Source organism: Streptomyces exfoliatus (genome assembly GCF_000725545.1).
Taxonomy (GTDB): Bacteria; Actinomycetota; Actinomycetes; order Streptomycetales; family Streptomycetaceae; genus Streptomyces; species Streptomyces exfoliatus.
Genome location: NZ_JNZP01000045.1, coordinates 1 through 22,445 on the forward strand (window position 1 = coordinate 1; position 22,445 = coordinate 22,445).

At 72.7% G+C, this 22,445-nt stretch carries 19 protein-coding genes; 13 read left to right on the forward strand and 6 right to left on the reverse strand.

All coding sequences use genetic code 11. From position 1 onward, the window contains the following. Positions 1 to 74 precede the first annotated feature (74 nt). Positions 75 to 1,061 (forward strand): DNA-3-methyladenine glycosylase family protein, encoded by a 987-nt coding sequence (locus tag IO20_RS0132260; protein ID WP_030556282.1) that lies wholly within the window; start codon positions 75 to 77, stop codon positions 1,059 to 1,061. A gap of 16 nt (positions 1,062 to 1,077) precedes the next feature. Here the strand turns inward: IO20_RS0132260 and IO20_RS0132265 are convergent, their stop codons facing one another. From IO20_RS0132265 to IO20_RS0132275, 3 genes are read right to left on the reverse strand one after another with little or no spacing between them, the layout of a single operon-like run. Beyond that, a complete protein-coding gene (locus tag IO20_RS0132265) occupies positions 1,078 to 2,418 on the reverse strand; it encodes a coenzyme F420-0:L-glutamate ligase (RefSeq protein ID WP_030556284.1) in 1,341 nt (446 codons plus the stop codon). Further along, positions 2,415 to 3,371 (reverse strand): 2-phospho-L-lactate transferase, encoded by a 957-nt coding sequence (gene cofD, locus IO20_RS0132270; RefSeq protein ID WP_030556286.1) that lies wholly within the window; start codon positions 3,369 to 3,371, stop codon positions 2,415 to 2,417. The genes IO20_RS0132265 and cofD overlap by 4 nt, the downstream gene beginning before the upstream one ends. A 13-nt stretch (positions 3,372 to 3,384) precedes the next feature. Next, complete coding sequence (locus tag IO20_RS0132275; RefSeq protein ID WP_030556288.1) at positions 3,385 to 3,939, reverse strand: cysteine dioxygenase; 555 nt, start codon at positions 3,937 to 3,939, stop codon at positions 3,385 to 3,387. Positions 3,940 to 4,591: 652 nt separating this feature from the next. Here IO20_RS0132275 and IO20_RS0132280 point away from each other — a divergent pair. The 3 genes from IO20_RS0132280 (at position 4,592) to IO20_RS0132290 (ending at position 10,455) form a co-directional block, all read left to right on the forward strand. Further along, positions 4,592 to 4,855 carry a WhiB family transcriptional regulator gene (locus tag IO20_RS0132280; protein WP_015033978.1) on the forward strand — a complete coding sequence of 88 codons (264 nt, stop codon included), beginning with the start codon at positions 4,592 to 4,594 and terminating at the stop codon, positions 4,853 to 4,855. 321 nt (positions 4,856 to 5,176) lie between these two features. Beyond that, positions 5,177 to 8,920 (forward strand): glycosyltransferase family 2 protein, encoded by a 3,744-nt coding sequence (locus tag IO20_RS0132285; protein WP_030556290.1) that lies wholly within the window; start codon positions 5,177 to 5,179, stop codon positions 8,918 to 8,920. Next, positions 8,917 to 10,455 carry a DUF5719 family protein gene (locus tag IO20_RS0132290; RefSeq protein WP_030556292.1) on the forward strand — a complete coding sequence of 513 codons (1,539 nt, stop codon included), beginning with the start codon at positions 8,917 to 8,919 and terminating at the stop codon, positions 10,453 to 10,455. The genes IO20_RS0132285 and IO20_RS0132290 overlap by 4 nt, the downstream gene beginning before the upstream one ends. Before the next feature lie 97 nt (positions 10,456 to 10,552). On the opposite strand, the gene IO20_RS0132295 is transcribed toward IO20_RS0132290, so the two are convergent. Continuing rightward, positions 10,553 to 11,008 carry a metallopeptidase family protein gene (locus tag IO20_RS0132295; protein ID WP_030556294.1) on the reverse strand — a complete coding sequence of 152 codons (456 nt, stop codon included), beginning with the start codon at positions 11,006 to 11,008 and terminating at the stop codon, positions 10,553 to 10,555. Between the two features lie 299 nt (positions 11,009 to 11,307). Between IO20_RS0132295 and IO20_RS0132300 the strand changes: the two genes are divergently transcribed. From IO20_RS0132300 to IO20_RS0132335, 8 genes are all read left to right on the forward strand, one after another. After that, the gene (locus IO20_RS0132300) at positions 11,308 to 11,742 is read left to right on the forward strand and encodes a DUF3499 domain-containing protein (RefSeq protein ID WP_078946267.1); all 435 of its coding nucleotides are present in this window, start codon (positions 11,308 to 11,310) and stop codon (positions 11,740 to 11,742) included. 116 nt (positions 11,743 to 11,858) lie between these two features. Further along, complete coding sequence (locus tag IO20_RS0132305; RefSeq protein ID WP_030556297.1) at positions 11,859 to 13,223, forward strand: phosphomannomutase/phosphoglucomutase; 1,365 nt, start codon at positions 11,859 to 11,861, stop codon at positions 13,221 to 13,223. A 99-nt stretch (positions 13,224 to 13,322) separates the two neighbouring features. Further along, a complete protein-coding gene (locus tag IO20_RS0132310) occupies positions 13,323 to 13,505 on the forward strand; it encodes a Trm112 family protein (RefSeq protein ID WP_030556298.1) in 183 nt (60 codons plus the stop codon). A 338-nt stretch (positions 13,506 to 13,843) separates the two neighbouring features. Continuing rightward, positions 13,844 to 14,992 (forward strand): SIS domain-containing protein, encoded by a 1,149-nt coding sequence (locus IO20_RS0132315; RefSeq protein ID WP_030556299.1) that lies wholly within the window; start codon positions 13,844 to 13,846, stop codon positions 14,990 to 14,992. Positions 14,993 to 15,206: 214 nt separating this feature from the next. Continuing rightward, positions 15,207 to 16,358: a mannose-6-phosphate isomerase, class I gene (gene manA, locus IO20_RS0132320; RefSeq protein ID WP_030556300.1), complete on the forward strand. Its 1,152-nt coding sequence runs from the start codon at positions 15,207 to 15,209 to the stop codon at positions 16,356 to 16,358. Between the two features lie 66 nt (positions 16,359 to 16,424). After that, positions 16,425 to 17,390, forward strand: a complete 966-nt coding sequence (locus IO20_RS0132325; RefSeq protein WP_030556302.1) for a cation diffusion facilitator family transporter — start codon at positions 16,425 to 16,427, stop codon at positions 17,388 to 17,390. 307 nt (positions 17,391 to 17,697) lie between these two features. After that, on the forward strand, positions 17,698 to 19,152 hold the full coding sequence (gene ahcY, locus IO20_RS0132330; protein ID WP_030556303.1) for an adenosylhomocysteinase: 1,455 nt from the start codon (positions 17,698 to 17,700) through the stop codon (positions 19,150 to 19,152). A 153-nt stretch (positions 19,153 to 19,305) separates the two neighbouring features. Next, positions 19,306 to 19,920, forward strand: a complete 615-nt coding sequence (locus IO20_RS0132335) for a hypothetical protein (protein ID WP_030556305.1) — start codon at positions 19,306 to 19,308, stop codon at positions 19,918 to 19,920. 3 nt (positions 19,921 to 19,923) lie between these two features. Here IO20_RS0132335 and IO20_RS37105 read toward each other — a convergent pair whose 3' ends face one another. After that, a complete protein-coding gene (locus IO20_RS37105) occupies positions 19,924 to 20,844 on the reverse strand; it encodes an RDD family protein (RefSeq protein ID WP_030556307.1) in 921 nt (306 codons plus the stop codon). A gap of 118 nt (positions 20,845 to 20,962) precedes the next feature. Between IO20_RS37105 and IO20_RS0132345 the strand changes: the two genes are divergently transcribed. After that, the gene (locus IO20_RS0132345; RefSeq protein ID WP_030556309.1) at positions 20,963 to 21,970 is read left to right on the forward strand and encodes a stage II sporulation protein M; all 1,008 of its coding nucleotides are present in this window, start codon (positions 20,963 to 20,965) and stop codon (positions 21,968 to 21,970) included. A gap of 186 nt (positions 21,971 to 22,156) precedes the next feature. On the opposite strand, the gene IO20_RS41070 is transcribed toward IO20_RS0132345, so the two are convergent. Beyond that, the coding region (locus IO20_RS41070) for a hypothetical protein (RefSeq protein WP_211270458.1) at positions 22,157 to 22,445 on the reverse strand (289 nt) is incomplete at its 5' end.

Sequence of the window (22,445 nt, forward strand, 5' to 3'; positions counted from 1 at the left end):
GAACCGCGTCACTCCCGCCGGCCCCGCCCCCGACCAGGCCCCGCCCCCGCAGGGCCCCGCGTAGTCTCATAGCCATGGCCGGCCGCTTCACACCCCCCACCACCCCCACCCGCACCACCGTGCGCGGCGGCGAGCTCCCCCAGACCCACGCCCTGGGAGGCGACGGGGAGGGGTACGGTCCGGCCGACCTCGACCTGGGCCTCACCCTCGGCCCCCTCCGCCGCGGCCCCGCCGACCCCACCTTCCGCACCACCCCCGACGGCTCCGTCTGGCGGGCCAGCCGCACCCCCGACGGCCCAGGAACCCTCCGTATCCGCATGCGCGAGGGACGGCCCGCGGCCGAGGCCTGGGGCCCGGGAGCGACCTGGCTCCTGGACCGCCTCCCCGCGCTGCTCGGCGCCGAGGACGACCCGACCGCCTTCGTCCCCCGCCACAGACTGCTCCTGGCGAGCCACCGCCGCCGCCCCGGCCTCCGCCTCACCCGCACCGGTCTGGTCCTGGAGTCGCTGATCCCGTCGGTCCTGGAGCAGAAGGTCACCACGACCGAGGCGTACGGGTCCTGGCGCGTCCTCGTGCGGAAGTACGGCGATCCCGCCCCCGGCCCCGCCCCCGAGGGCATGTACGCGATGCCCGACGCCCGCACGTGGACGCGCATCCCGTCCTGGGAGTGGCACCGCGCGAACGTCGACGGCAAGCGCTCGGCCACGATCGTCCGCGCCGCCCAGGTCGCCGCCCGCCTGGAGGAGGCCGCGCACATGGACCCGCCGGCGGCCCGCAGGCGCCTTGAACTGGTCCCCGGGATCGGCCCCTGGACGAGCGCCGAAACGATCCAGCGCAGCAACGGCGCCCCCGACGAGGTCACCACCGGCGACCTCCACCTCCCCGGGATCGTCGGCTGGGCCCTCGCGGGCGACCGTACGACCGACGACGAGGCGATGCTGGACCTGCTGGCCCCCTACGCGGGCCAACGCCACCGCGCGGCCCGCCTGATCCTCCTCAGCGGCCGCGTCCCGCCCCGCAGGGCACCCCGCATGACGCCGAACGACATCAGGGCGCTGTAGGGGGTCGCGGAGTGCGTCACCGCACGGTGATGAACTCCGAGGCCGACCGCGCGGCCCGCTCCTTCGGCGCCGCCGCCGGATGCCCGATCGCCACCGCGCCCATCGGGTCCCAGCCCTCCGGCAGCCCGAGGACCTCCCGTACGACGTCCCGGCAGAACATCGTCGAGGACACCCACGCCGAGCCGAGACGCTCACCCGCGAGCGCCACCAGGAAGTTCTGTACGCCCGCGCCCGCCGCCACCACGAACATCTCGCGCTCGGCCGCGTCCCTGCGCGGGTCGCCGTAGTGGTGGGAGCCGTCCATGACGAGGCAGGGCACCGCCAGGTAGGGCGCGTTGCGCAGGACGTCCCCGCGCCGCACACGCTTGGCCACCGACTCCTCGGACTTCCCGTCCCGCCGCAGGTCCGCGATCCACGCGTCCCGCATCGCGTCGAGCAGCCGCACCCGCGACGCCGCCGACTCCAGGAGCACGAACCGCCACGGCGTGGTGTGGTGCGGGGCCGGCGCCGTCACGGCCGCGGCCACCGCACGCCGTACCGCGCCCGGGTCGACGGGGTCGTCGGTGAACTCCCGTACGGTCCGCCGCAGCGTCACCGCCTCGCGCACCGCCTCGGACGTGCCGAGCCGGAACATGTCGTCGGCCGCGCCGCGCACCAGCGCCCGCGCCCCCGGCTCCCCGTCCGCGGCCACCACGTGCGGCAGGCCCCGGACGACGGCGACCGGAAGACCGGCCGCCTTGCCCTTCACCAGGTCACCGGCGGCCGCCAGTTCGTCGGCGGTGGCGACCACGGTCGCGCTCAGCGGGTTGCCGTACGCGTCGGTCCCGCCCCGCAGGTCGTCGAGGACCCGCACGCCGGCCGCCCCGATGGCCACGTCGGTGAGCCCGCTGCGCCAGGGCCGCCCGAAGGTGTCCGTGACGACGACGCCCACGTCGACGCCGAGCGCTTCCCGTAGCCCCGAACGGATGTGCCGGGCCGAGGCGTCGGGGTCCTCGGGCAGCAACAGCACCGTCCCGGCAGGGGTGTTGGACGCGTCGACCCCGGCGGCGGCCATGACGAGCCCCTGCCGGTTCTCGACGATCCGCAGGGCGCCGCGCCGCGCCACCACCCGTACCGTCTCGGCGTCGATGGCCTCCTCGCGGTCGTCGGCGGCGATCACCCGCCCCTCGGCCTTGCTCACGATCTTGGAGGTGACGAGGACGACGTCCCCGTCGGCGAGCTCCGGCGAGACGGAGGCGATCAGCTTGGCCAGATCGTCCCCGGCCGCGACCTCGGGCAGCCCGGGCAGCGCCCAGACCCGGTACGAAGGCGCCGCGGCCGTCACCCCGGGGCCTCCCGCGCGAGGTTCGGGAGTCATCCCCGGACCTCCTCGGCGAGGGCCAGCGCCTCCCTGGCCATCGCGGCCGTCGCCTCGACGTCGGTCATCATCAGCGGGACCGCCCGGCAGCGGATGCCCGCCGCCTCGACCTCCGCGACCGCGCCCGCGTCCACGGTGTCGACGAGCCAGCCGTCGATGAGCTCGGAACCGTAGTTCCGGGCGACCGCCGCGGCCGTGGACTCCACGCCCACCGCCGCGAGCACCTTGTCGGCCATGCCGCGCACCGGCGCGTCACCGACGATGGGGGAGAGGCCGACGACGGGCGCGCCGGCCGCGACGATCGCCTCACGGATGCCGGGCACGGCGAGGATCGTGCCGACGCTCACCACGGGGTTGGACGGCGGGAAGAGGATCACGTCCGCCTCGGCGACGGCCTCGAGGACGCCCGGCGCGGGCTTCGCGGCCTCCGCGCCGACCGGCACGATCGCCTTGGCGTCCACCGAGGCCCGCAGCTTCACCCAGTACTCCTGGAAGTGCACCGCGCGCTGCTCGCCGTCGACCTCGATCGCCACATGCGTCTCGACGCGGTCGTCGGACATGGGGAGGAGGCGGACGCCTGGCTGCCAGCGGGCGCACAGCGCCTCGGTGACGGCGCTCAGCGGGTAGCCCGCGCCGAGCATCTGCGTACGGACGATGTGGGTGGCGAAGTCCCGGTCGCCGAGGCCGAACCACTCGGGTCCGACCCCGTACGCCGCGAGCTCCTCCTTGACGGCGAAGGACTCGTCCGCGCGGCCCCAGCCCTGCTCCTCGTTGATGCCACCGCCGAGGGTGTACATCACCGTGTCCAGGTCGGGGCAGACCTTCAGCCCGAAGAGATGGATGTCGTCACCGGTGTTGCCGATGACCGTGATCTCCGCGTCCGGCGCGGCCTCCTTGAGGCCGCGAAGGAAACGGGCACCACCGATGCCGCCGGCCAGAACCACAATGCGCATGCACAGCAGTCTCTCAGGAGCTGATCAACCCCGGTGCCGCCGGGGCGGAAGACGTCCCGGCCGCCACCGGAGCAACCGGAGTCGCCGGGGCGCACTGCGCCTGCAGCGACTCGTGCATCGGCATCTCGGTCAGACCCGGGAAGTAGACGTGCAGGCTGACCGCCGGTTCGAGGGAGTCGTTGACGACCTCGTGGACGTATCCCGGCGCGAAGACGCGCTGCGCGCCTCCGCCGAGCGTCCGTACGCCCCGGTCCGTACGCTCCGTCAGTTCTCCGTCGAGGACGGTCAGTACGCCGGAGGAGACGCCGTGGTCGTGGAGCCCGCTGCCCTGGCCGGGCACCCAGGAGAGCAGCCAGACCTCGTAGCCGGGGCCGGTGCGCAGGCGGTGGTACCAGCGGGTGGTGGCGTCGTACTCGACGTACGGGGCCCACTGGGCGCGGTCGTCGGCGATCGAGCGCGCGAGGCCGGCGAACTCGGCCACGGTGACCGGGTGGGCGCGCTCGGGCTGGAGGAGGTGGGGGACCTCGAGGATGTCGCCGGCGATCTGAAGGTCGCTGTCCATGTTCATGGGTGGGGTGGTTCCTCAGCAGAAACAGAAGCGGTGGGGGTCACGAAGAACAGGTGACGCGTGTGACGCAGGGTGACGCTGGGGGAAGGAGTCGATGCGCTACGGCATCAACAGCTGGAGCTCTGCGGCATCAACAGCTGGGACAACAACAGCAACAGCGCGCCTGGACAGCGCGGCGGAACCCACGGCTGTGGGTCGCGGAGGGCGCTGCGGTCGCTGGCATGCCACCAAAGGTGGCCGTAACGGGACCCGACTGTCAACTCAATGACCGATTTGGGGGTAATGTTTCACCTCTTCCGGTTACGGCGCCCGGAGAAAGGTTTGCTCAGGCGTGGACCAGGACAGATGGCGCTTCAACCGCGCCCGCAAACGTGATCCGGATCGCTTCCCTGGCTCGATCGCAACAAGATCGAAGTCTCGGACGTCCTCCCTTATGGGTCGCGCGATGCACCCAGGCCGGTGGCATGTGTCACCTTTTTTGGTGATTTGAACACTTTCCGCATACGCTTGGTTCCGCAGAGTGAATACCGGGCCCAATAGCAGATCTCGGCTTGACTCGCGCAGAGCACGAACTTGTAATTTCACTCGTGTCGTTCGGCCGGGTTCGCAACGGCTACATCACGGGGACGCACAGAACAGACGAGGGGCGCACATGACCGAGTTGTTCCAGGAACTGCTGGTCGAGGACGCGGACGAAGAACTCGGCTGGCAGGAGCGCGCGCTGTGCGCCCAGACCGATCCCGAGTCCTTCTTCCCCGAGAAGGGCGGCTCGACCCGCGAGGCCAAGAAGGTCTGCCTCGCCTGCGAGGTCCGCTCCGAATGCCTCGAATACGCCTTGCAGAACGACGAACGGTTCGGGATCTGGGGCGGTCTCTCCGAGCGCGAGCGACGCCGCCTGAAGAAGGCCGCCGTCTGAACCGCGGGAAGCCCGCCGGGCCACGCGCGCCGCTACGCGCGCCCCGGAATCGGCAGGACGACGGATGTCGTCCCGGGAACGGTCCGCCCCCTGTGCTCACACCACAGGAGGCGGACCGTTCTGCGTGCCGTGCGCACAGGGTGGGGGACGTCGCCCACGAGGCCGTTCCTCACGGCGCCGTCGTCCCCGGGCCGCGAGCCCGTTCCGCCCGCTCTGTCCACAGGGGCCGACCGCTCCGCGTGCAGCCGTTAGTGTGGGCCTCCGTCCGAGACGCACCCCACGCCCCCCGCGGGCGACCCCGGCCGGAGGGCCCGTAGCTCGATGTCCTCAACTCCTGAGTTTCCGCGACACGTCGTCACCGCCGTGCTCGTCACCCACGACGGCGCCCGCTGGCTGCCGGACGCCCTCGCCGGGCTGCTCGCCCAGGAACGCCCCGTGCAGAACGTGGTCGGGGCCGACACCGGCAGCGCCGACGACTCGGCGCAGCTCCTCGCCGACGCCGTCGGCGCCGACCGCGTCCTGCACCTCGCCCGCCGCACCGGCTTCGGCGCCGCGGTCGAGGAGGCCGCCCGCACCGCGCCCGTACTCGGACCCGACGAGCTGCCCTACCTGAAGCGCCCCAGCGGCTGGGACCCCGTCAGCCGGACCTGGAACGACGACGCCTACGACCTCCCCGACCTGCCCCACGGCGAACCGGTCCAGTGGCTCTGGCTCCTCCACGACGACTGCGCCCCCGAACCCGGCGCCCTCGCCGAACTCCTGCGCGTCGCCGACTCCGACGCGTACGCCGCCGTCGTCGGCCCCAAGCTGCGCGGCTGGTACGACAGGAAGCAGCTCCTGGAGACCGGCGTCTCCATCGCCCGCAGCGGCCGCCGCTGGACCGGGCTCGACCGTCGCGAGCAGGACCAGGGCCAGCACGACCAGGTCCGCTCCGTCCTCTCCGTCTCCACCGCCGGCATGCTCGTCCGGCGCGACGTCTTCGAGGAACTCGGCGGCTTCGACCGCCGTCTGCCCCTCATGCGCGACGACGTCGACCTGTGCTGGCGCGCCCACTCCGCGGGACACCACGTCCTCATCGCCCCCGACGCCGTCCTCCGGCACGCCGAGGCCTCCGCCCGCGAGCGCCGCACCGTCGACTGCGCGGGCCGCACCGCCGCCAACCCGCACCGCGTCGACAAGGCCGGCGCCGTCTACACCCTCCTCGCCAACACCCGCGGCGCAGCCCTCCCGTACGTCTTCCTGCGGCTCGTCCTCAGCACGGTGCTCCGCACCCTCGCCTACCTCGTCGGCAAGGTCCCCGGGCAGGCCGTCGACGAGGTCATGGGCCTCCTCGCCACCCTGCTGCGCCCCGAGAAGATCCTCGCGGCCCGCAAACGGCGCAAGAACCCCGCCGTCGCCGCGAGCGAACTCCGCGCCCTCTTCCCGCCGCCCGGCGCCACCGTCCGCGCCGCCGTCGAACAGGCCACCGCCAACTTCGGCGGCTCCGAGGCCGACTCCGGCGGCTCCCGTCACGGCGTCGTCGAGTCGGGCCCCGGCGGCGACGACGCCGACTACCTGGAGATCGAGCAGTTCGCCCGGCTCAAGAAGATCGCCCGCAAACCGGGCCCCGTCCTCTTCGGTCTGCTCCTCCTCGTCTCCCTCGTCGCCTGCCGCAACCTCTTCACCGGCGGCTCCCTCGCCGGCGGCACCCTGCTGCCCGCCCCCGACACCGTCTCCGGACTCTGGTCGCGGTACGCCGACACCTGGCACGCCCTCGGCACCGGCGGCACCCAGACCGCCCCGCCCTACCTCGCCGTCCTGGCCGCGCTCTCCGCGCTCTTCCTCGGCTCCACCTCCACGGCGCTGACCCTGCTGCTCGTCTGCTCGGTCCCGCTCGCCGGCTTCACCGCCTACTTCGCCGCCCGCGGCATCGTCGAGTCCCGGCTGCTCCGCGCCTGGGGCGCCATCGCGTACGCCTTCCTGCCCGCCGTCACCGGAGCCCTCGCCACCGGCCGGCTCGGCACCGCCGTCCTCGCGGTCCTGCTCCCGCTCATGGCCCGCGCCGCCGTCTCCGCCCACGGCTTCACCCGGCCCGACCGGGGCAGCTGGCGCGCCACCTGGGCGTACACCTTCCTGCTCACCTTCGCGACCGCGTTCACCCCGGTCGTCTGGCCGCTCGCCGTCGTCCTCGGCCTCGGTGTGCTGGTCGTACGCCGCTCCGACATCACCGCGTACGGACTGCGCTTCCTGGCCGCCGTCGGCACCCCGATCCTCGTCCTCGCGCCCTGGTCGCTCACCCTCCTGACCGACCCCGCCGCCTTCCTGCGCGAGGCCGGCCTCGACATCCGTACGGGCACCGCCACCGCGCTCGACCTGCTCGGCACCAGCCCGGGCGGCCCCGGCACCACCGGCGGCCTGCTCCTGGCAGGCCTCGTCCTCGCCGCCCTCACCGGCCTCCTGCGCGAGGAGCGGCAGCTCGCCGCCCGTACCGCCTGGGCCGCCGCCCTCGCCGGCCTCGTCCTCGCCGTCCTGTCCAACGGCGCGGGCGGCACCGGCTGGGCCGGACCCGCCACCCTCGTCTACGGCGCCGCCCTCATCGCCGCCGGCATGATCGGCGCCGAAGGCGGCCGCACCCGCGTCGCCGCCCACGGCTTCGGCTGGCGCCAGCCCGTCGCCGCCCTGATCGCCCTCGCCTGCGCCCTCGGCCCCGCCGTCGCCGCCGCCGGCTGGATGATCGGCGGCGCCGACGGACCGCTGACCCGGCGCGACCCGGTCCAGGTCCCGGCCTTCGTGGCCGAGGAGAGCGGCACCCGCGACCAGCCCCGCACCCTCGTCCTCGCCGGCGGCTCGCCCGGCGAGGTCGCCTACACCCTGGTCCGCGGCTCCGGCGCCCGCCTCGGCGACGCCGAACTCACCGCGGCCGCCGAGGGCGACCCCCGCCTCGACGACGTCGTCGCCCACCTGGTCGCCGGTTCGGGCGCCGACCAGACCGAGCAGCTCAGCGGCTACGCGATCCGCTACGTCCTCGTAAGGGACGGGGCGCCGCGCCAGATGAACCGCGTCCTCGACTCCACGCCCGGCCTCAGCCGCCTCAGCCAGCTCGACGGCAGTGCGCTCTGGCGCGTCGACCGTGAGATCGCCCGCGTCATGATCGTCCCGCCCGCGGCGAAGGCCGGAAACGGTGCCGCGGCCCAGGACGGTGCCGAGGACGGCGCCGGGACGGCGACCGCCAAGCCGGTCGCCGTCGCCGCCGGCCCCGTCGAGGCGCACACCGCGATCCCGGCCGGCCCCACGGGCCGCGTCCTGCGCCTCGCCGACCGCGCCGACGAGGGCTGGACCGCCACCCTCGACGGCCGGGAACTGACACGCACCACCGTCGACGGCTGGGCCCAGGGCTTCGAACTGCCGACCCAGGGCGGCCGCCTCGACCTCACGTACGACCAGCCGCTCACCCACACCGTGTGGATCTGGACCCAGGTCGGCCTCGCCGTCGTCCTACTGGTTCTCGCCCTGCCCGGACGGCGTCGCGAGATCGACGACGACCTCCCCGAGGAGGAGCTCGCGATCCCCGCCCAGGCGACCGACGGCGACGGCCGCCGGGCCCGCCGCCTGCGCGCCGCCGCCGAGGCGGACGCCGTCGGGACGGGATCCGCGGACGAGCCCGAACCGGCCCCGATCCCGGAGCAGCAGACGTACGAGCCCCAGGAGTGGGACGGCGGCTACGACCCGGCCTACGCCCAGGCCCAGGACCAGAACCAGGAGCAGCCCCAGGCGTACGCCGAGCAGGGCTACTACCAGGAGTACGCGGCCGACCCGTACCAGCAGCAGCCGTACGCGTACCCCCAGCAGGGCTACGACCAGCAGCAGCCGCAGCAGTACGACCAGCAGCCGCAGTACGACCAGGCGCAGCAGTACGACCAGCGGCAGCCGTACGCCGAACAGGGCTACGACCCGAACCAGCAGTACGCCCAGCAGCAGTACGACGGTCAGCAGCAGTACGACGCCCAGCAGTACGACCCCTACGGCTACGGCCAGCCCCAGGGCCACGAGACCGAGCAGCGTCCCGACGGGAGCAGCAACCAGTGAAGCGCACGACCCTCTCCCTGATCGCGGTCGCCACGGCGCTCGCCGCCGTCACCGGCCTGGCGTCCCTCACCGCCCCCGAGGGCGCCGCCGCCCCCGAGCCCAAGGCCGCCACCCGCCTGCCGGTCGACCGCGTCGGCGTGGTCTGCCCGGTACCCAGCACCTCCGAGGTGGCCGAAACCCTCTACACCTCGTACACCCCTCCGAGCGCCGGTACGGGTGCGGGAAAGAGCACCCCGGACCAGGGCAAGGCCGAGCAGCCCACCGCCCGGCTCCTGCCCGCCGCGAGCACGACGACCGCGGGCGGCACCGCCAAGAACGGCAAGAAGCCCAAGCCCGCCAAGGCCCCGGCCACCGTCACCGCCACCGGCAAGCCCGTCACCGCCGAGGCGAACGGCGCCGCCGCTCCCGCCCTCGCCGGCACGGCGACCGGCACCCTCGCCCCCGGCTGGACCGTCCAGCAGACCACCGTCGTCCCGGCGGGCGCGGCACGCGGCCTCCTCGGCCTCGGCTGCGGCGCCCCCGACACCGACTTCTGGTTCCCCGCTGCCTCGACCGCCAAGGGCCGCCAGGACTACGTCCACCTCACCAACCCGGACGACACGGCCGCCGTCGCCGACATCGAGCTGTACGGCCCCGAGGGCGCCCTCAAGTCCCAGTACACCGAGGGCGTCTCGGTCCCCGCCCGCTCCACGGTCCCCGTCCTCCTCTCCACCCTCACGGGCGAGGCCGCCAAGGAGGACGTCGCCGTCCACGTCACCACCCGCAGCGGACGGGTCGGCGCCGCCATCGGCGCCGCCGACGACAAGCTCGGCGTCGACTGGATCGCGGCCTCGGCCGACCCCGCGAACAGCGCGGTGCTCCCCGGCATCCCGGCCGACGCCACCTCCGTACGGCTCGTGGCCTTCGTCCCCGGCGACGACGACGCCGACCTCAAGGTCCAGCTGGTCACCCCGTCCGGCACGATCGTGCCGGCGGGCGCCGGCTCCCTGCACGTGAAGTCCGGGATGACGGCCTCCCTCGACCTGCCCGACCTCACCCGCGGCGCGGTGGGCTCCCTGCTGCTCACGCCGAGCGACCCGAAGAAGGCCACCCCGTTCGTGGCCGCCCTCCGGGTGGTCCGTGGCAAGGGCGCGGACACCGAGGTCGCCTTCGTGCCGGCGACCGCGGCGATCTCCGCCCGGGCGACGGTGGCCGACAACCGGGCCAAGGGCACGACGCTCTCCCTCACGGCCCCCGGCGCCGCCGCCCAGGTCAAGGTCACGGCCTCGGCCGGTTCCGGCGGGGGTACGCCGGTGTCGAAGACGGTCACCGTCAAGGAGGGCACCACCTCGGTCCTCACCGACCTGGTCCCCGGGGGCCTCAAGGGCTCCTACGCGCTGACCGTCGAACCGGTCTCGGGCGGCGCGGTGTACGCGTCACGGACCCTCGCGCTGCCCCAGGACGGCACCCCGATGTTCACGATCCAGACCTTCGTCGACGACCGGGGAACGGTCGAGGTCCCGACGGCCCGCCAGGACCTCGGGGTACTGGACTGAACGGCGCCCCGCCACGGGGACGGGGGACGGTCAGTACTGCCTGCCACGGGGACGGGGGACGGGTCAGTCCTTGCCCGTAACGGGGGCGGGGGACGGTTCAGTCCTGCCCGTAACGGGGGTCGACCGAGTCGGGGGAGAGCCCGAGAAGCTCCGCGACCTGCTCCACGACGACCTCGTGGACCAGGAGCGCCCGCTCGTCCCGGCTCTTCGACCGGATCTCGACCGGACGCCGGTAGACGACCACCCGCGCCGGCTCGTTCTTGTCGGCGGGCGCCGAGCCGCCCAGCGGCACCGTCTCGCCCGACACCGTCGGCGGCACCTCCATCACCATGAACTCGACGTCCGCGAGCTGCGGCCAGCGCCGCTCCAGGCGCTCCACGGAGTCGAGGACGAGATCGCGGAAGGTATCGGCCCGGCTCGCGGAGAGCGGCACCTGCGGCGGGGCGACGGGGCCCCGCATCCCGCGGCCGTGCCGGTCGCGGCGGCGCACCCGGGGCTCCGCAGGGGGCTCCGCGGAACGGTGCTGAGGGCTCGGCGGCACAGGACTGTCCATCACTGACGCAGCGTAACCCTCATCGGTCTCCCCGCACCGAGGCACGTCCTCGCCACCTTTCCCGCCGCCGTGGCCCCGCCACCACACCCCATGTCGAAACCTGAACATTCCGGCCAACCACCCGCTCGATTCGACGGCCGCTCCCGATCGGCCATCTGGCCGTGGTTGTCCGGATCCGTACCCCCGACTGTCCGGATCGACTCCCACCGCCGCACCCTTGCGCCCCCTCCCGCGCAGGTCACGGCGACCACCCCCGGCGGGCGTGTGGCGGAGGTCACAGCGCGACACGGTGGAGTGACCTGAGGGAGAGTCGTCGCGGCCCGCTCAAGAGTGCGGTACCGTCCAACGTCGTGAGCCCTGTACGTCGCTGTTCGCGCACTGCGTGCGGCCGCCCTGCCGTCGCGACACTGACGTACGTCTATGCCGACTCGACTGCGGTCCTCGGCCCGCTCGCCACCTACGCCGAGCCCCACTGCTACGACCTGTGCGCCGAGCACAGCGAGCGCCTGACCGCCCCACGCGGGTGGGAGGTCGTGCGGCTCACCGACGGTTCCGCCCCGTCCCGCCCCAGCGGCGACGACCTCGAAGCCCTGGCCAACGCGGTTCGGGAGGCGGCCCGCCCCCACGACCGCACCGCCGGCGGCGGCACCAAGGGCGGCGGAGGCCGCGGCGGAGACCCCATGGAGGTCGGCCGCAGAGGGCACCTCAGAGTGCTCCGCTCTCCCGACAACTGAGCCGACGCGGGGCCACAACCGGCCACCGTCCGCGTATGTGTGTCCCCCCTCCGGGTAGTTTTGGCGTTCCGTACACGTGCCGCACACGCGTGCCGAGAACTCAGGAGGGTGGATCCGTGACTGCCGATCTGTCGCAGATCGTGAAGGCGTACGACGTCCGCGGAGTGGTGCCCGACCAGTGGGACGAGGACCTCGCCGAACTCTTCGGCGCCGCCTTCGTCCGGGTGACGGCCGCCGACGCGATCGTCATCGGCCACGACATGCGCCCCTCGTCGCCCGGCCTGGCGGACGCCTTCGCGCGTGGCGCGGCCCGCCTCGGCGCCGACGTCACCCTGATCGGGCTCTGCTCCACCGATCAGCTGTACTTCGCGTCCGGCAGCCTCGGCCTGCCCGGCGCCATGTTCACCGCCTCGCACAACCCCGCCCAGTACAACGGCATCAAGATGTGCCGCGCCGGCGCCGCCCCCGTGGGCCAGGACACCGGCCTGGCGGAGATCCGCGAGCTGGCCGAGCAGTGGTCGGAGACGGGCGCGCCGGAAGCGGCGGAGACCCCGGGCACGATCACCGAGCAGGACACCCTGGCGGACTACGCCGCGTACCTGAAGGCCCTGGTCGACCTCACGGCGATCCGCCCCCTCAAGGTGGTCGTGGACGCGGGCAACGGCATGGGAGGCCACACGGTCCCCACCGTCTTCGACGGGCTGCCGCTGGACGTCGTCCCGATGTACTTCGAGCTGGACGGCACGTTCCCCAACCACGAGGCGAACCCGCTCGACCCGAAGAACATCGTCGACCTCCAGGCCCGGGTCCTCGCGGAGGGCGCCCACCTCGGCCTCGCCTTCGACGGCGACGCGGACCGCTGCTTCGTGGTGGACGAGCGCGGCGAGCCCGTCTCCCCGTCGGCGATCACGGCCCTGGTGGCCGCCAGGGAGCTCGCCAAGCACCCCGGCGGAACGATCATCCACAACCTGATCACCTCCTGGTCGGTGCCGGAGGTCGTCCGCGAGAACGGCGGCGAGCCCGTCCGCACCCGCGTCGGCCACTCCTTCATCAAGGAGGAGATGGCGAAGACCGGCGCCATCTTCGGCGGCGAGCACTCGGCGCACTACTACTTCAAGGACTTCTGGAACGCGGACACGGGCATGCTCGCCGCGCTCCACGTCCTGGCGGCCCTCGGCGGCCAGGAGGGCTCCCTGTCCGACCTGGTCTCGGCGTACGACCGCTACGCGTCCTCGGGCGAGATCAACTCCACGGTCGCGGACCAGGCCGCCAGCGCGGCGAAGGTGCGCGCGGCGTACGAGGGCGGGGACGTCACGCTCGACGAGCTCGACGGCCTGACGGTGACGGCCCAGGACTGGTGGTTCAACCTGCGCGCCTCCAACACCGAGCCGCTGCTCCGCCTCAACGTCGAGGCCCGCGACGAGACCACCATGGCCAAGATCCGCGACGAGGTCCTCGCCCTCGTCCGCGCGACCGACTGACCTGGCCGAGCGCCGGGGAACGGGGCGCCCCCCGTTCCCCGGCGGTAGGCTGACCTGGCCCGAAGGGGCACCACCACCGTCTGTCCGAAGGGACACACCATGCCGCTCGAAGCCGGCCTCCTGGAGATCCTGGCCTGCCCCGCCTGCCACGCTCCGCTGAACGACCGCACGGCGGACGAGACCCCCGAACTGATCTGCACCAGCCCGGACTGCGGCCTCGCCTACCCGGTCCGCGACAACATCCCGGTCCTCCTGACGGACGAGGCCCGCCGCCCGGCCTGACCCCGGAACCCGGGACCACCCGACCGCGGAGAGCAGCCCAACGGCCAAAGGCCCGGGCCCGAGCACACCCGGCCCAGGCCACGGCCACCTGGGCGGCGGGGGCGTCCGGCAGGCGGCCCAGGCCGCCGAAGCCGGTGCGCACACCCCTCAGCCCTCCCCGCCCAGGAGGGTCCGCCGCCGACGGCGAGCGCTGAGCCGCACGCGTGGTGCGGGTGGGAACCGAGAAGCCCGGCCGAAGGCCGGGCACCCATGAGACCCGGCACCAGGCTGCCGCCCGCACAGAACCGCCCCGCACCACCAGGCCCGCACCAACCTGACGCGACCGGAGGCACCGCCCCATGCTCGACGAGACCCTCCTCGACGCCCCGGACGACCTCGCCCTGGCCGATCGCCGGGGCCTCCTCCGCGGCGCGGCGGAGGCCGGCGCACGGGTACGTACGGCAGCCCGGCACGCCGCCGAGGCCGGAGTCGCGGAACTCCAGCCCGAGGGCCGCCCCCGCGCCGTCCTCGTCGCGGGCCCCGGCACCGCCGCCGCGGCCGTCGCCGACCTGATCGGCGCCCTGGCAGGAGCCTCCGCCCCGGTCGTACGCCTCCAGCCGACCGGCGTCGCCCCCGCCGCGGGCGCCCTGCGCTGGGCGCTGCCCGGCTGGGCCGGCTCGGTGGACCTCCTGCTGCTGCCCACCACGGACGGTTCGGAGCCTGGCCTCGCCCTCCTCGCGGAGCAGGCGTACCGCCGCGGCATCAGCGTCGTCGCCGTCGCCCCGAAGGCCTCGCCGCTCGCCGAGACCGTCAACGGCTCCCGCGGCCTGTTCGTCCCGATGGCCGTCGCCCCGAACGAGGCCCCCGACGAGTACGCCGAGAACATCGGGGCGAGCCCGGGCGCCCTGTGGGCCCTGTTCACCCCGCTGCTCGTGCTCCTCGACCGGGTGGGTCTCCTGGAGGCCCCGCCGGAAACCCTGGAGAAGGTCGCCGACCGGCTGGACCGTACGGCCGAGCGCTGCGGCCCGGCCATCGCCACGTACAGCAATCCGGCGAAGACGCTCGCCGCCGAGCTCGCGGACTCGCTGCCGCTGATCTGGACGGAGGGCGCCGCCGCGGGCCCGGCGGGCCGCCGTTTCGCGGCGGTCCTGGCGGAGCTGGCCGGACTGCCTGCCCTGGCCGCCGAGCTCCCGGAGGCCCTGCCCGCCCATGGCGTGCTGCTCGCCGGCGACTACGCGGGCGGCGCCGACCCGGACGACTTCTTCCGGGACCGGGTCGACGAGCCGCAGGCCCTGCGGGCGAGGGTGGTCCTGCTCCGCGACCGCCCGTCGGACGGCCTCACCGCCGCCCACGCGGCCCGCGAGCTGGCCCTCAGCCACGAGACGGCGGTCAGCGAGCTGGAACCGGAGGAGGGTGGTGACCTGGAGACGCTGGCGGAGCTGCTCGCGGTGACGGACTTCGCAGCCGTCTACCTCTCCCTGGCCACCCCGGCCCGCCCGGCCCCCTAGGCAAGGCCCCACCAAGGCCCCCCAAGGCCCACCAAGGCCCCCAAAGGTCCCTGCAAGGGCCGCCCCACCGACCTCCCCACCGACCGCACACCACGGACAGCCGCCGTCCACCACCCCGTCCACCACCTCGTCACCCACCCGTCACCCGCCCCCTGTCACCTGTCTCCCGACACCCCTCACCATCCGTCACCGCCCCGAGGAGCTGGCAGGCACCATGGACCGCCTCGTCAACACCGTTCGCCCCTACGCCTGGGGATCCACGACGGCCATCCCGGAACTGCTCGGCGTCGCCCCGACCGGCGAGCCCCAGGCCGAGATGTGGATGGGCGCCCACCCCGGCGCCCCCTCCCTCACCGCGCGCGGCTCGTTGCACGAGCTGATCGACACCGATCCCGTACGCGAACTGGGTGAGCGTTCCGTCGAGAAGTTCGGACCGCACCTCCCGTTCCTCCTGAAGGTGCTGGCCGCCGGCGCCCCCCTCTCCCTCCAGGCCCACCCCGACCTGGCGCAGGCCCAGGCCGGCTACGCGGCCGAGGAGGCCGCCGGCATCCCGATCGACGCCCCGCACCGCACGTACAAGGACGCCAATCACAAGCCCGAACTGATCTGCGCCCTCACCCCCTTCGACGGACTGTGCGGCTTCCGCGCCCCCACCGACGCCGCCGACGCGATCGCCGCGCTCGGCGTCGACTCGCTCAAGCCGTACGTCGACCTCCTCCACGCGCACCCCGAAGAGGCCGCGCTCCGGGAGGTCCTGACGGCCCTGCTGACCGCCGATCCGGAGGAGACGGCGCACACCGTCGCGGAGGCGGCCGCCGCCGCCGACCGCCTCGGTGGAGACCACGCCCCGTACGCGAACCTCGCCCACCACTTCCCGGGCGACCCCGGCGTCCTCGCCGCGATGCTGCTCAACCGGGTCCGGCTGCAGCCCGGCGAGGCCCTCTACCTGGGCGCGGGCGTGCCCCACGCCTACCTCGACGGCCTCGGCGTCGAGATCATGGCCAACTCCGACAACGTGCTGCGCTGCGGACTCACCCCCAAGCACATCGACGTCCCCGAACTCCTGCGCGTGGTCCGCTTCGAGCCGACCGACCCGAGCGTCCTGCGCCCCGAGGCCTCACCGACCGGCGAGGAGGTCTACGACACCCCGATCGACGAGTTCCGCCTGTCCCGGTTGGTACGGCCCGAGGGCGCCGCCCCGACCGACCTGACCAGCCCGACGCCGCAGATCCTCCTCGCCGTCGCAGGCAACCCGACGGCGGGCGACGCGACCCTCGCCTCCGGTGAATCCGTCTTCGTGCCGGCGGGCGAGCCGGTCGAACTGACCGGTACGGGGACGGTCTTCCGCGCCACCGTCGTGGCCTGATGCAACAATGACCGGCCGAACCACGGCGACAGAGCCGGTGCACCGACGAAGGGACCACTTACACCCATGAGCGCGTCAGGCGGAACCAAGGCGATCGTGGCGGCACTCGCCGCCAACCTGGCGATCGCCGTAGCCAAGTTCGTGGCGTACCTCTTCAGTGGTTCGTCGTCGATGCTCGCGGAGAGCGTGCACTCGCTCGCCGACTCCGGCAACCAGGGCCTGCTCCTCCTCGGCGGCAAGAAGGCCCAGCGCGAGGCGACCCCGCAGCACCCCTTCGGCTACGGCCGCGAGCGGTACATCTACGCCTTCCTCGTCTCCATCGTCCTGTTCTCCGTCGGTGGCATGTTCGCCATCTACGAGGGTTACGAGAAGATCCACGACCCGCACGAGATCGAGGCCTGGTACTGGCCGGTCGGCGTCCTCGTCTTCGCGATCATCGCCGAGACCTTCTCCTTCCGTACGGCCATCAAGGAGTCCAACGCGATCCGCGGCGGACTGACCTGGACCCAGTTCGTCCGCCGCGCCAAGGCGCCCGAGCTGCCCGTCGTCCTCCTGGAGGACCTCGGCGCCCTCGTCGGCCTGATCCTCGCCCTCGGCGGCGTCGGCCTCGCCCTGCTGACCGGCAACGGCGTGTGGGACGGCATCGGCACCCTCTGCATCGGCATCCTGCTCATCGTCATCGCGATCGTGCTGGCCGCCGAGACCAAGTCGCTGCTGCTCGGCGAGTCCGCCGGCGTCGAGGACGTCAAGAAGATCGAGGACGCGGTCGTCGACGGCGCCACCGTCACCCGTCTCATCCACATGCGTACGCTCCACCTCGGCCCCGAGGAGCTCCTCGTCGCCGCGAAGATCGCCGTCCGGCACGACGAGTCGGCCACCGAGGTCGCCAACGCCATCAACGCCGCCGAGGAGCGCATCCGCGCCGCCGTCCCGATCGCCCGGGTCATCTACCTGGAGCCCGACATCTACAGCGAGACGGCCGCGTCGAACGGCCGGAATCCCGCCAAGACCCCGGACGGCACGGGTTACTGACCTTCGCCGTCACCAGACCCCCGGGACCCCGAGGTTCCGGGGGTCTCGTGCGTCCGCAGGGGCCGCCGGGACCGCCGTGCCGCCCGATGCGGACTGTGGCCCGCCGGGCCGTCCGGTGTAGATTCGTGACCAGCCAGACGTCGCTGCTGATGGCGGTCGGGCGGTCCGTACGGATCGTCCGAGGGAGAGAGGGCCTCCGACGACGGCACCGTGGAGAACCCCGGGCATTCGTATGCCCAGGAACCCTCCGTGGCGCCCGGCGCCCCAACCGACCCTCGCACTCGATCACACGAGGAGCAGCCCAGTCATGACGACTGCCACCCACCAGGACTTCAAGGTCGCCGACCTCTCCCTGGCCGTCTTCGGCCGCAAGGAGATCACCCTCGCCGAGCACGAGATGCCCGGCCTGATGTCGATCCGTCGGGAGTACGCCGAGCGCCAGCCGCTCGCCGGCGCCCGCGTCACCGGCTCGCTGCACATGACCGTGCAGACCGCCGTCCTCATCGAGACCCTGGTCGCCCTCGGCGCCGAGGTCCGCTGGGCCTCCTGCAACATCTTCTCCACCCAGGACCACGCCGCCGCGGCCATCGCCGTCGGCCCGAACGGCACTCCGGAGAACCCGCAGGGCGTCCCGGTCTTCGCCTGGAAGGGCGAGACCCTGGAGGAGTACTGGTGGTGCACCGAGCAGGCCCTCACCTGGCCGAACACGCCCACCGGCGGCCCGAACATGATTCTCGACGACGGCGGTGACGCCACCCTCCTCGTCCACAAGGGCGTCGAGTTCGAGAAGGCCGGCTCCGCTCCGGACCCGTCCACCGCGGACAGTGAGGAGTACGGCTACATCCTCCGTCTCCTCAACCGCACCCTCGGCGAGAACCCGCAGAAGTGGACCCAGCTGGCGTCCGAGATCCGCGGCGTGACCGAGGAGACCACCACCGGCGTCCACCGCCTGTACGAGATGCACCAGGCCGGCACCCTCCTCTTCCCGGCGATCAACGTGAACGACGCCGTGACGAAGTCGAAGTTCGACAACAAGTACGGCTGCCGCCACTCCCTCATCGACGGCATCAACCGCGCCACCGACGTCCTCATCGGCGGCAAGACGGCCGTCGTCTGCGGCTACGGCGACGTCGGCAAGGGCTGCGCCGAGTCCCTCCGCGGCCAGGGCGCCCGCGTCATCGTCACGGAGATCGACCCGATCTGCGCGCTCCAGGCGGCGATGGACGGCTACCAGGTCACGACCCTGCAGGACGTCGTCGAGACGGCCGACATCTTCATCACCACGACCGGCAACAAGGACATCATCATGGCCGCCGACATGGCCAAGATGAAGCACCAGGCCATCGTCGGCAACATCGGCCACTTCGACAACGAGATCGACATGGCCGGCCTCGCCAACACCCCGGGCATCGTCAAGGACGAGGTCAAGCCGCAGGTCCACACCTGGACCTACCCCGACGGCAAGGTCCTCATCGTCCTGTCCGAGGGCCGCCTCCTCAACCTGGGCAACGCCACCGGCCACCCCTCCTTCGTCATGTCGAACTCCTTCGCGGACCAGACCCTGGCCCAGATCGAGCTCTTCACGAAGCCGGAGGAGTACCCGACCGACGTCTACGTCCTGCCCAAGCACCTGGACGAGAAGGTCGCCCGCCTCCACCTGGACGCCCTCGGCGTCAAGCTGACGACCCTCCGCCCCGAGCAGGCCGCCTACATCGGCGTCGAGGTCGAGGGGCCGTTCAAGCCGGACCACTACCGCTACTGATGCCCCGGCCGGCGGCGCCCGCGCACTGACGCGACGCCGCTCCGGACACCCGTAGAGGATCAGGCAGACCCCCCGCACCCCCGTGCCGGGGGGTCTGCCCCGTCCCGCCCCCGCTCAGCCCTGCCGGAAGCGCCCCCTCCCGAGGACCGACCCATGCCCCGCGGCCGATATTCGCTCCATGACCCGCACGACCACACCCCCCTCGGTGAAGAGCACTTCCACTGCGCGCCCGGCCCCTCCGGCTGGCGCTACGTCTCGCAGATCACCACCCCCTCCGGCGACCACCGCGGCTCCGTCGACCTGGCCGTCGACGAACTCGGCCGCCCCATCCGTCTCGAACTCCACGCCGCCGGCTGGCAGGTCCGCGGCGCGGCCCTCGACGGCGTCACCTGGGTCCGCACGGACCCCACCGGAGCCGATGCCACCGAAGGCAGTGTGCGCGCCCACGCCTTCACCGGCACGTCCCCGGCGTTCCTCGTCGCGCTCACGCGACTCCTGCGTCTCACCCCCGCTTCCCCCGAGACCCGTGTACGGCTCGTCGCCTTCACGGATCCGGTGCTCGCCCCCCTCACGCTCGACCAGTCCTGGGCCCTGCTGAAAAGTGAAGCGCACGCCACTGACAACGGCCCCCTGATGGTGGACGAGTACCAGGTCAGCGCCCTGGAAACAGGCGAACGGCACACTGTCCACATCGCCGGCGACGTGGTCCTCGCGGCCCCCGGAATCGAACTCGAAGCCCTGGAGACCCCGCCGTCGGTCTTCCCCTGAGAGTCAGGCGGGCGGGGCGAACCCGGTAGCGGGCGGAGGAGCCACAGCAGCGGCCGGAGAAGAACTCCCCGCCCCACCACCAGGCACCCCCGAAACCCCAGCCGCGCCAGGCATCCCGACCATCCCAGGCACGCCAGTCGTACCGACGGTCCCAGCCGTCCCGACCGCCTCGGAGGGCGAGGCGAACGCCCTCCGCGCCTCACGCGACTGCCGCTCGGCCATCACGCCCGCCAGATAGGCGTCGGCAGGCACGCCGGTCGGCGGAGGCGCACCGGTCCGCGCCACCAGCTCGTCGGCCAGCCGCTCCGCGAGCCGCCGCCCCACCGCGGGATCGAGCTCACGCGCACGCGTCAGGTACTGCCGCACCTCCAGCCACAGAGCGTCGGGCACCGCCGAGAGATCGAGCCCGGAGAACCGCCCCACCAGCCACGGCGGCGGAGGAGGCACGGCCGACGTCCGCGCCGCGGGTATCCGCTCCCGTACGACCAAGGTCCCCGCGAAGACGTCCCCGAGCCGCCGCCCCCGCTCCGACACCAGCGACGCGATACAGGCGACGACCCCGAAGGTCATCAGGATCTCGACGACCCCCATCGCCCCGCGAACCAGCGCGTGCCGGAACCGAATCGGCCCCCCGTCGTCCCGCACCACGCGAAGGCCGCAGGCCATCTTCCCCAGCGACCGCCCGTGCGACAGCGTCTCCACCGCGATCGGCGCCCCCACCAGGATCAACAGGAAGGAGGCGATGGACACGGCCATCACGGCCGCCTCGTCAAGGGACGCGGTGGCCACCGCGAGCCCGAGCGCGACCAGCAGATACGCGGCCCACACCACCACGAGATCGATGAGCACTGCCAGCGCCCGGCTCGGCAGCCGCGCGGGCTGCAACTCCAGTACGACGGCGTCTCCCGTCACCAACCCGCTCACGGCACCCACCCTTCTCCGCCCTTCCCGACCCCTCCGAACGCCAGTCTGCCAAGCTGACCCGCAGCGCGCCGCAGCAGTACGGACCCGTCCCAGCCGATGCCTGGAGCAGCAGCCGATCATGGACCTCGACGTCTACGTCACCGCCCACCGCGCCGAGTGGGAACGCCTCGACCAGCTCCTGCGCCGGGGCGGCAAGCTCACCGGCGCCGAGGCCGACGAACTCGTCGCCCTGTACCAGCGCACGGCGACCCACCTCTCGATCGTCCGGTCCAGCGCTCCGGACCCGATGCTGACGGCCCGGCTCACCCAGCTCGTGGCCCGCGCCCGCGCCACCGTCACCGGCACCCGCCGCTCCTCCTGGCGCGACGCGGCCCGCTTCCTCACCACGGGATTCCCGGCAGCCGTCTACCGCTCACGGCACTGGTGGATCCCCACGGCCGTCCTCTCCACCCTCCTCGCGGTACTCATCGGCTGGTGGATCGGTACGCACCCGGAGGTGCAGGCCGCCATCGGCGCCCCCGTCGAACTCCGCGAGATGACCCGCCCGGGCGGCCAGTACGAGACGTACTACTCCAGCCACCCTGCGGCCTCCTTCGCCGCCCAGGTCTGGACGAACAACGCCCGGGCCGCCGCCATGTGCCTGGTCCTGGGCGCCTTCCTGGGCATCCCGGTGCTCTGGATCCTCTTCCTGAACATGCTGAACGTCGGCGTAGCCATCGGCCTGATGTCCTCGGCCGGCCGCCTCGACGTCTTCCTGGGCCTGATCCTTCCCCACGGCCTGCTCGAACTGACCGCCGTCTTCGTGGCCGCCGGCACCGGCCTCCGCCTCGGCTGGACGGTCATCGACCCAGGTCCCACGACCCGTCGCGCGGCCCTCGCGGAACGGGGCCGGGCCGCCGTCGGCATGGCGATCGGTCTTGCCCTGGTGCTCTTCGTCTCGGGCCTGATCGAAGGCTTCGTCACCCCGTCCGGTCTGCCCACCTGGGCCCGCATCACCATCGGCATCGTCGCTGAGCTGGCCTTCCTGGCGTACGTCTACGTCCTCGGCGGCCGAGCCTCCCGCGCCGGCGCCCAGGGGGACCTCGAAGAGCAGGACCGCAGCGCCGAGCTGCCCACCGCCGCCTGATGTGCGCACGACCCCGCCAACCTGTTAGTGTCTTCCGGTGCCCACAAAAGCTGTTGACACGGCGGACGTGGGGAGGTAGATTTAAACGGTTGCCTAGGAACTGGACAGTTCGGCAGCGACCAACTAGAGTCTCACTCGCTCCGGTCCGGAATTCGATTCCACGGAGTCGCCCCGATTCCATCCGAATCACGAAAGCCGCCGATTAGGTCGGCCGAAATGATTCTGATAAAGTCGGAACCGCTGAAAGGCCCCCAAGCGAAAGCTAAAAGGACCGGAAAGCACCGAGGAAATCGGATCGGAAAGATCTGATAGAGTCGGAAACGCAGGAAAACGAAGTACCGAAGGGAAGCCCGGAGGAAAGCCCGAGAGGGTGAGTACGAAGGAAGCGTCCGTTCCTTGAGAACTCAACAGCGTGCCAAAAATCAACGCCAGATTAGTTGATACCCCGTCCATCTTCGGATGGCGAGGTTCCTTT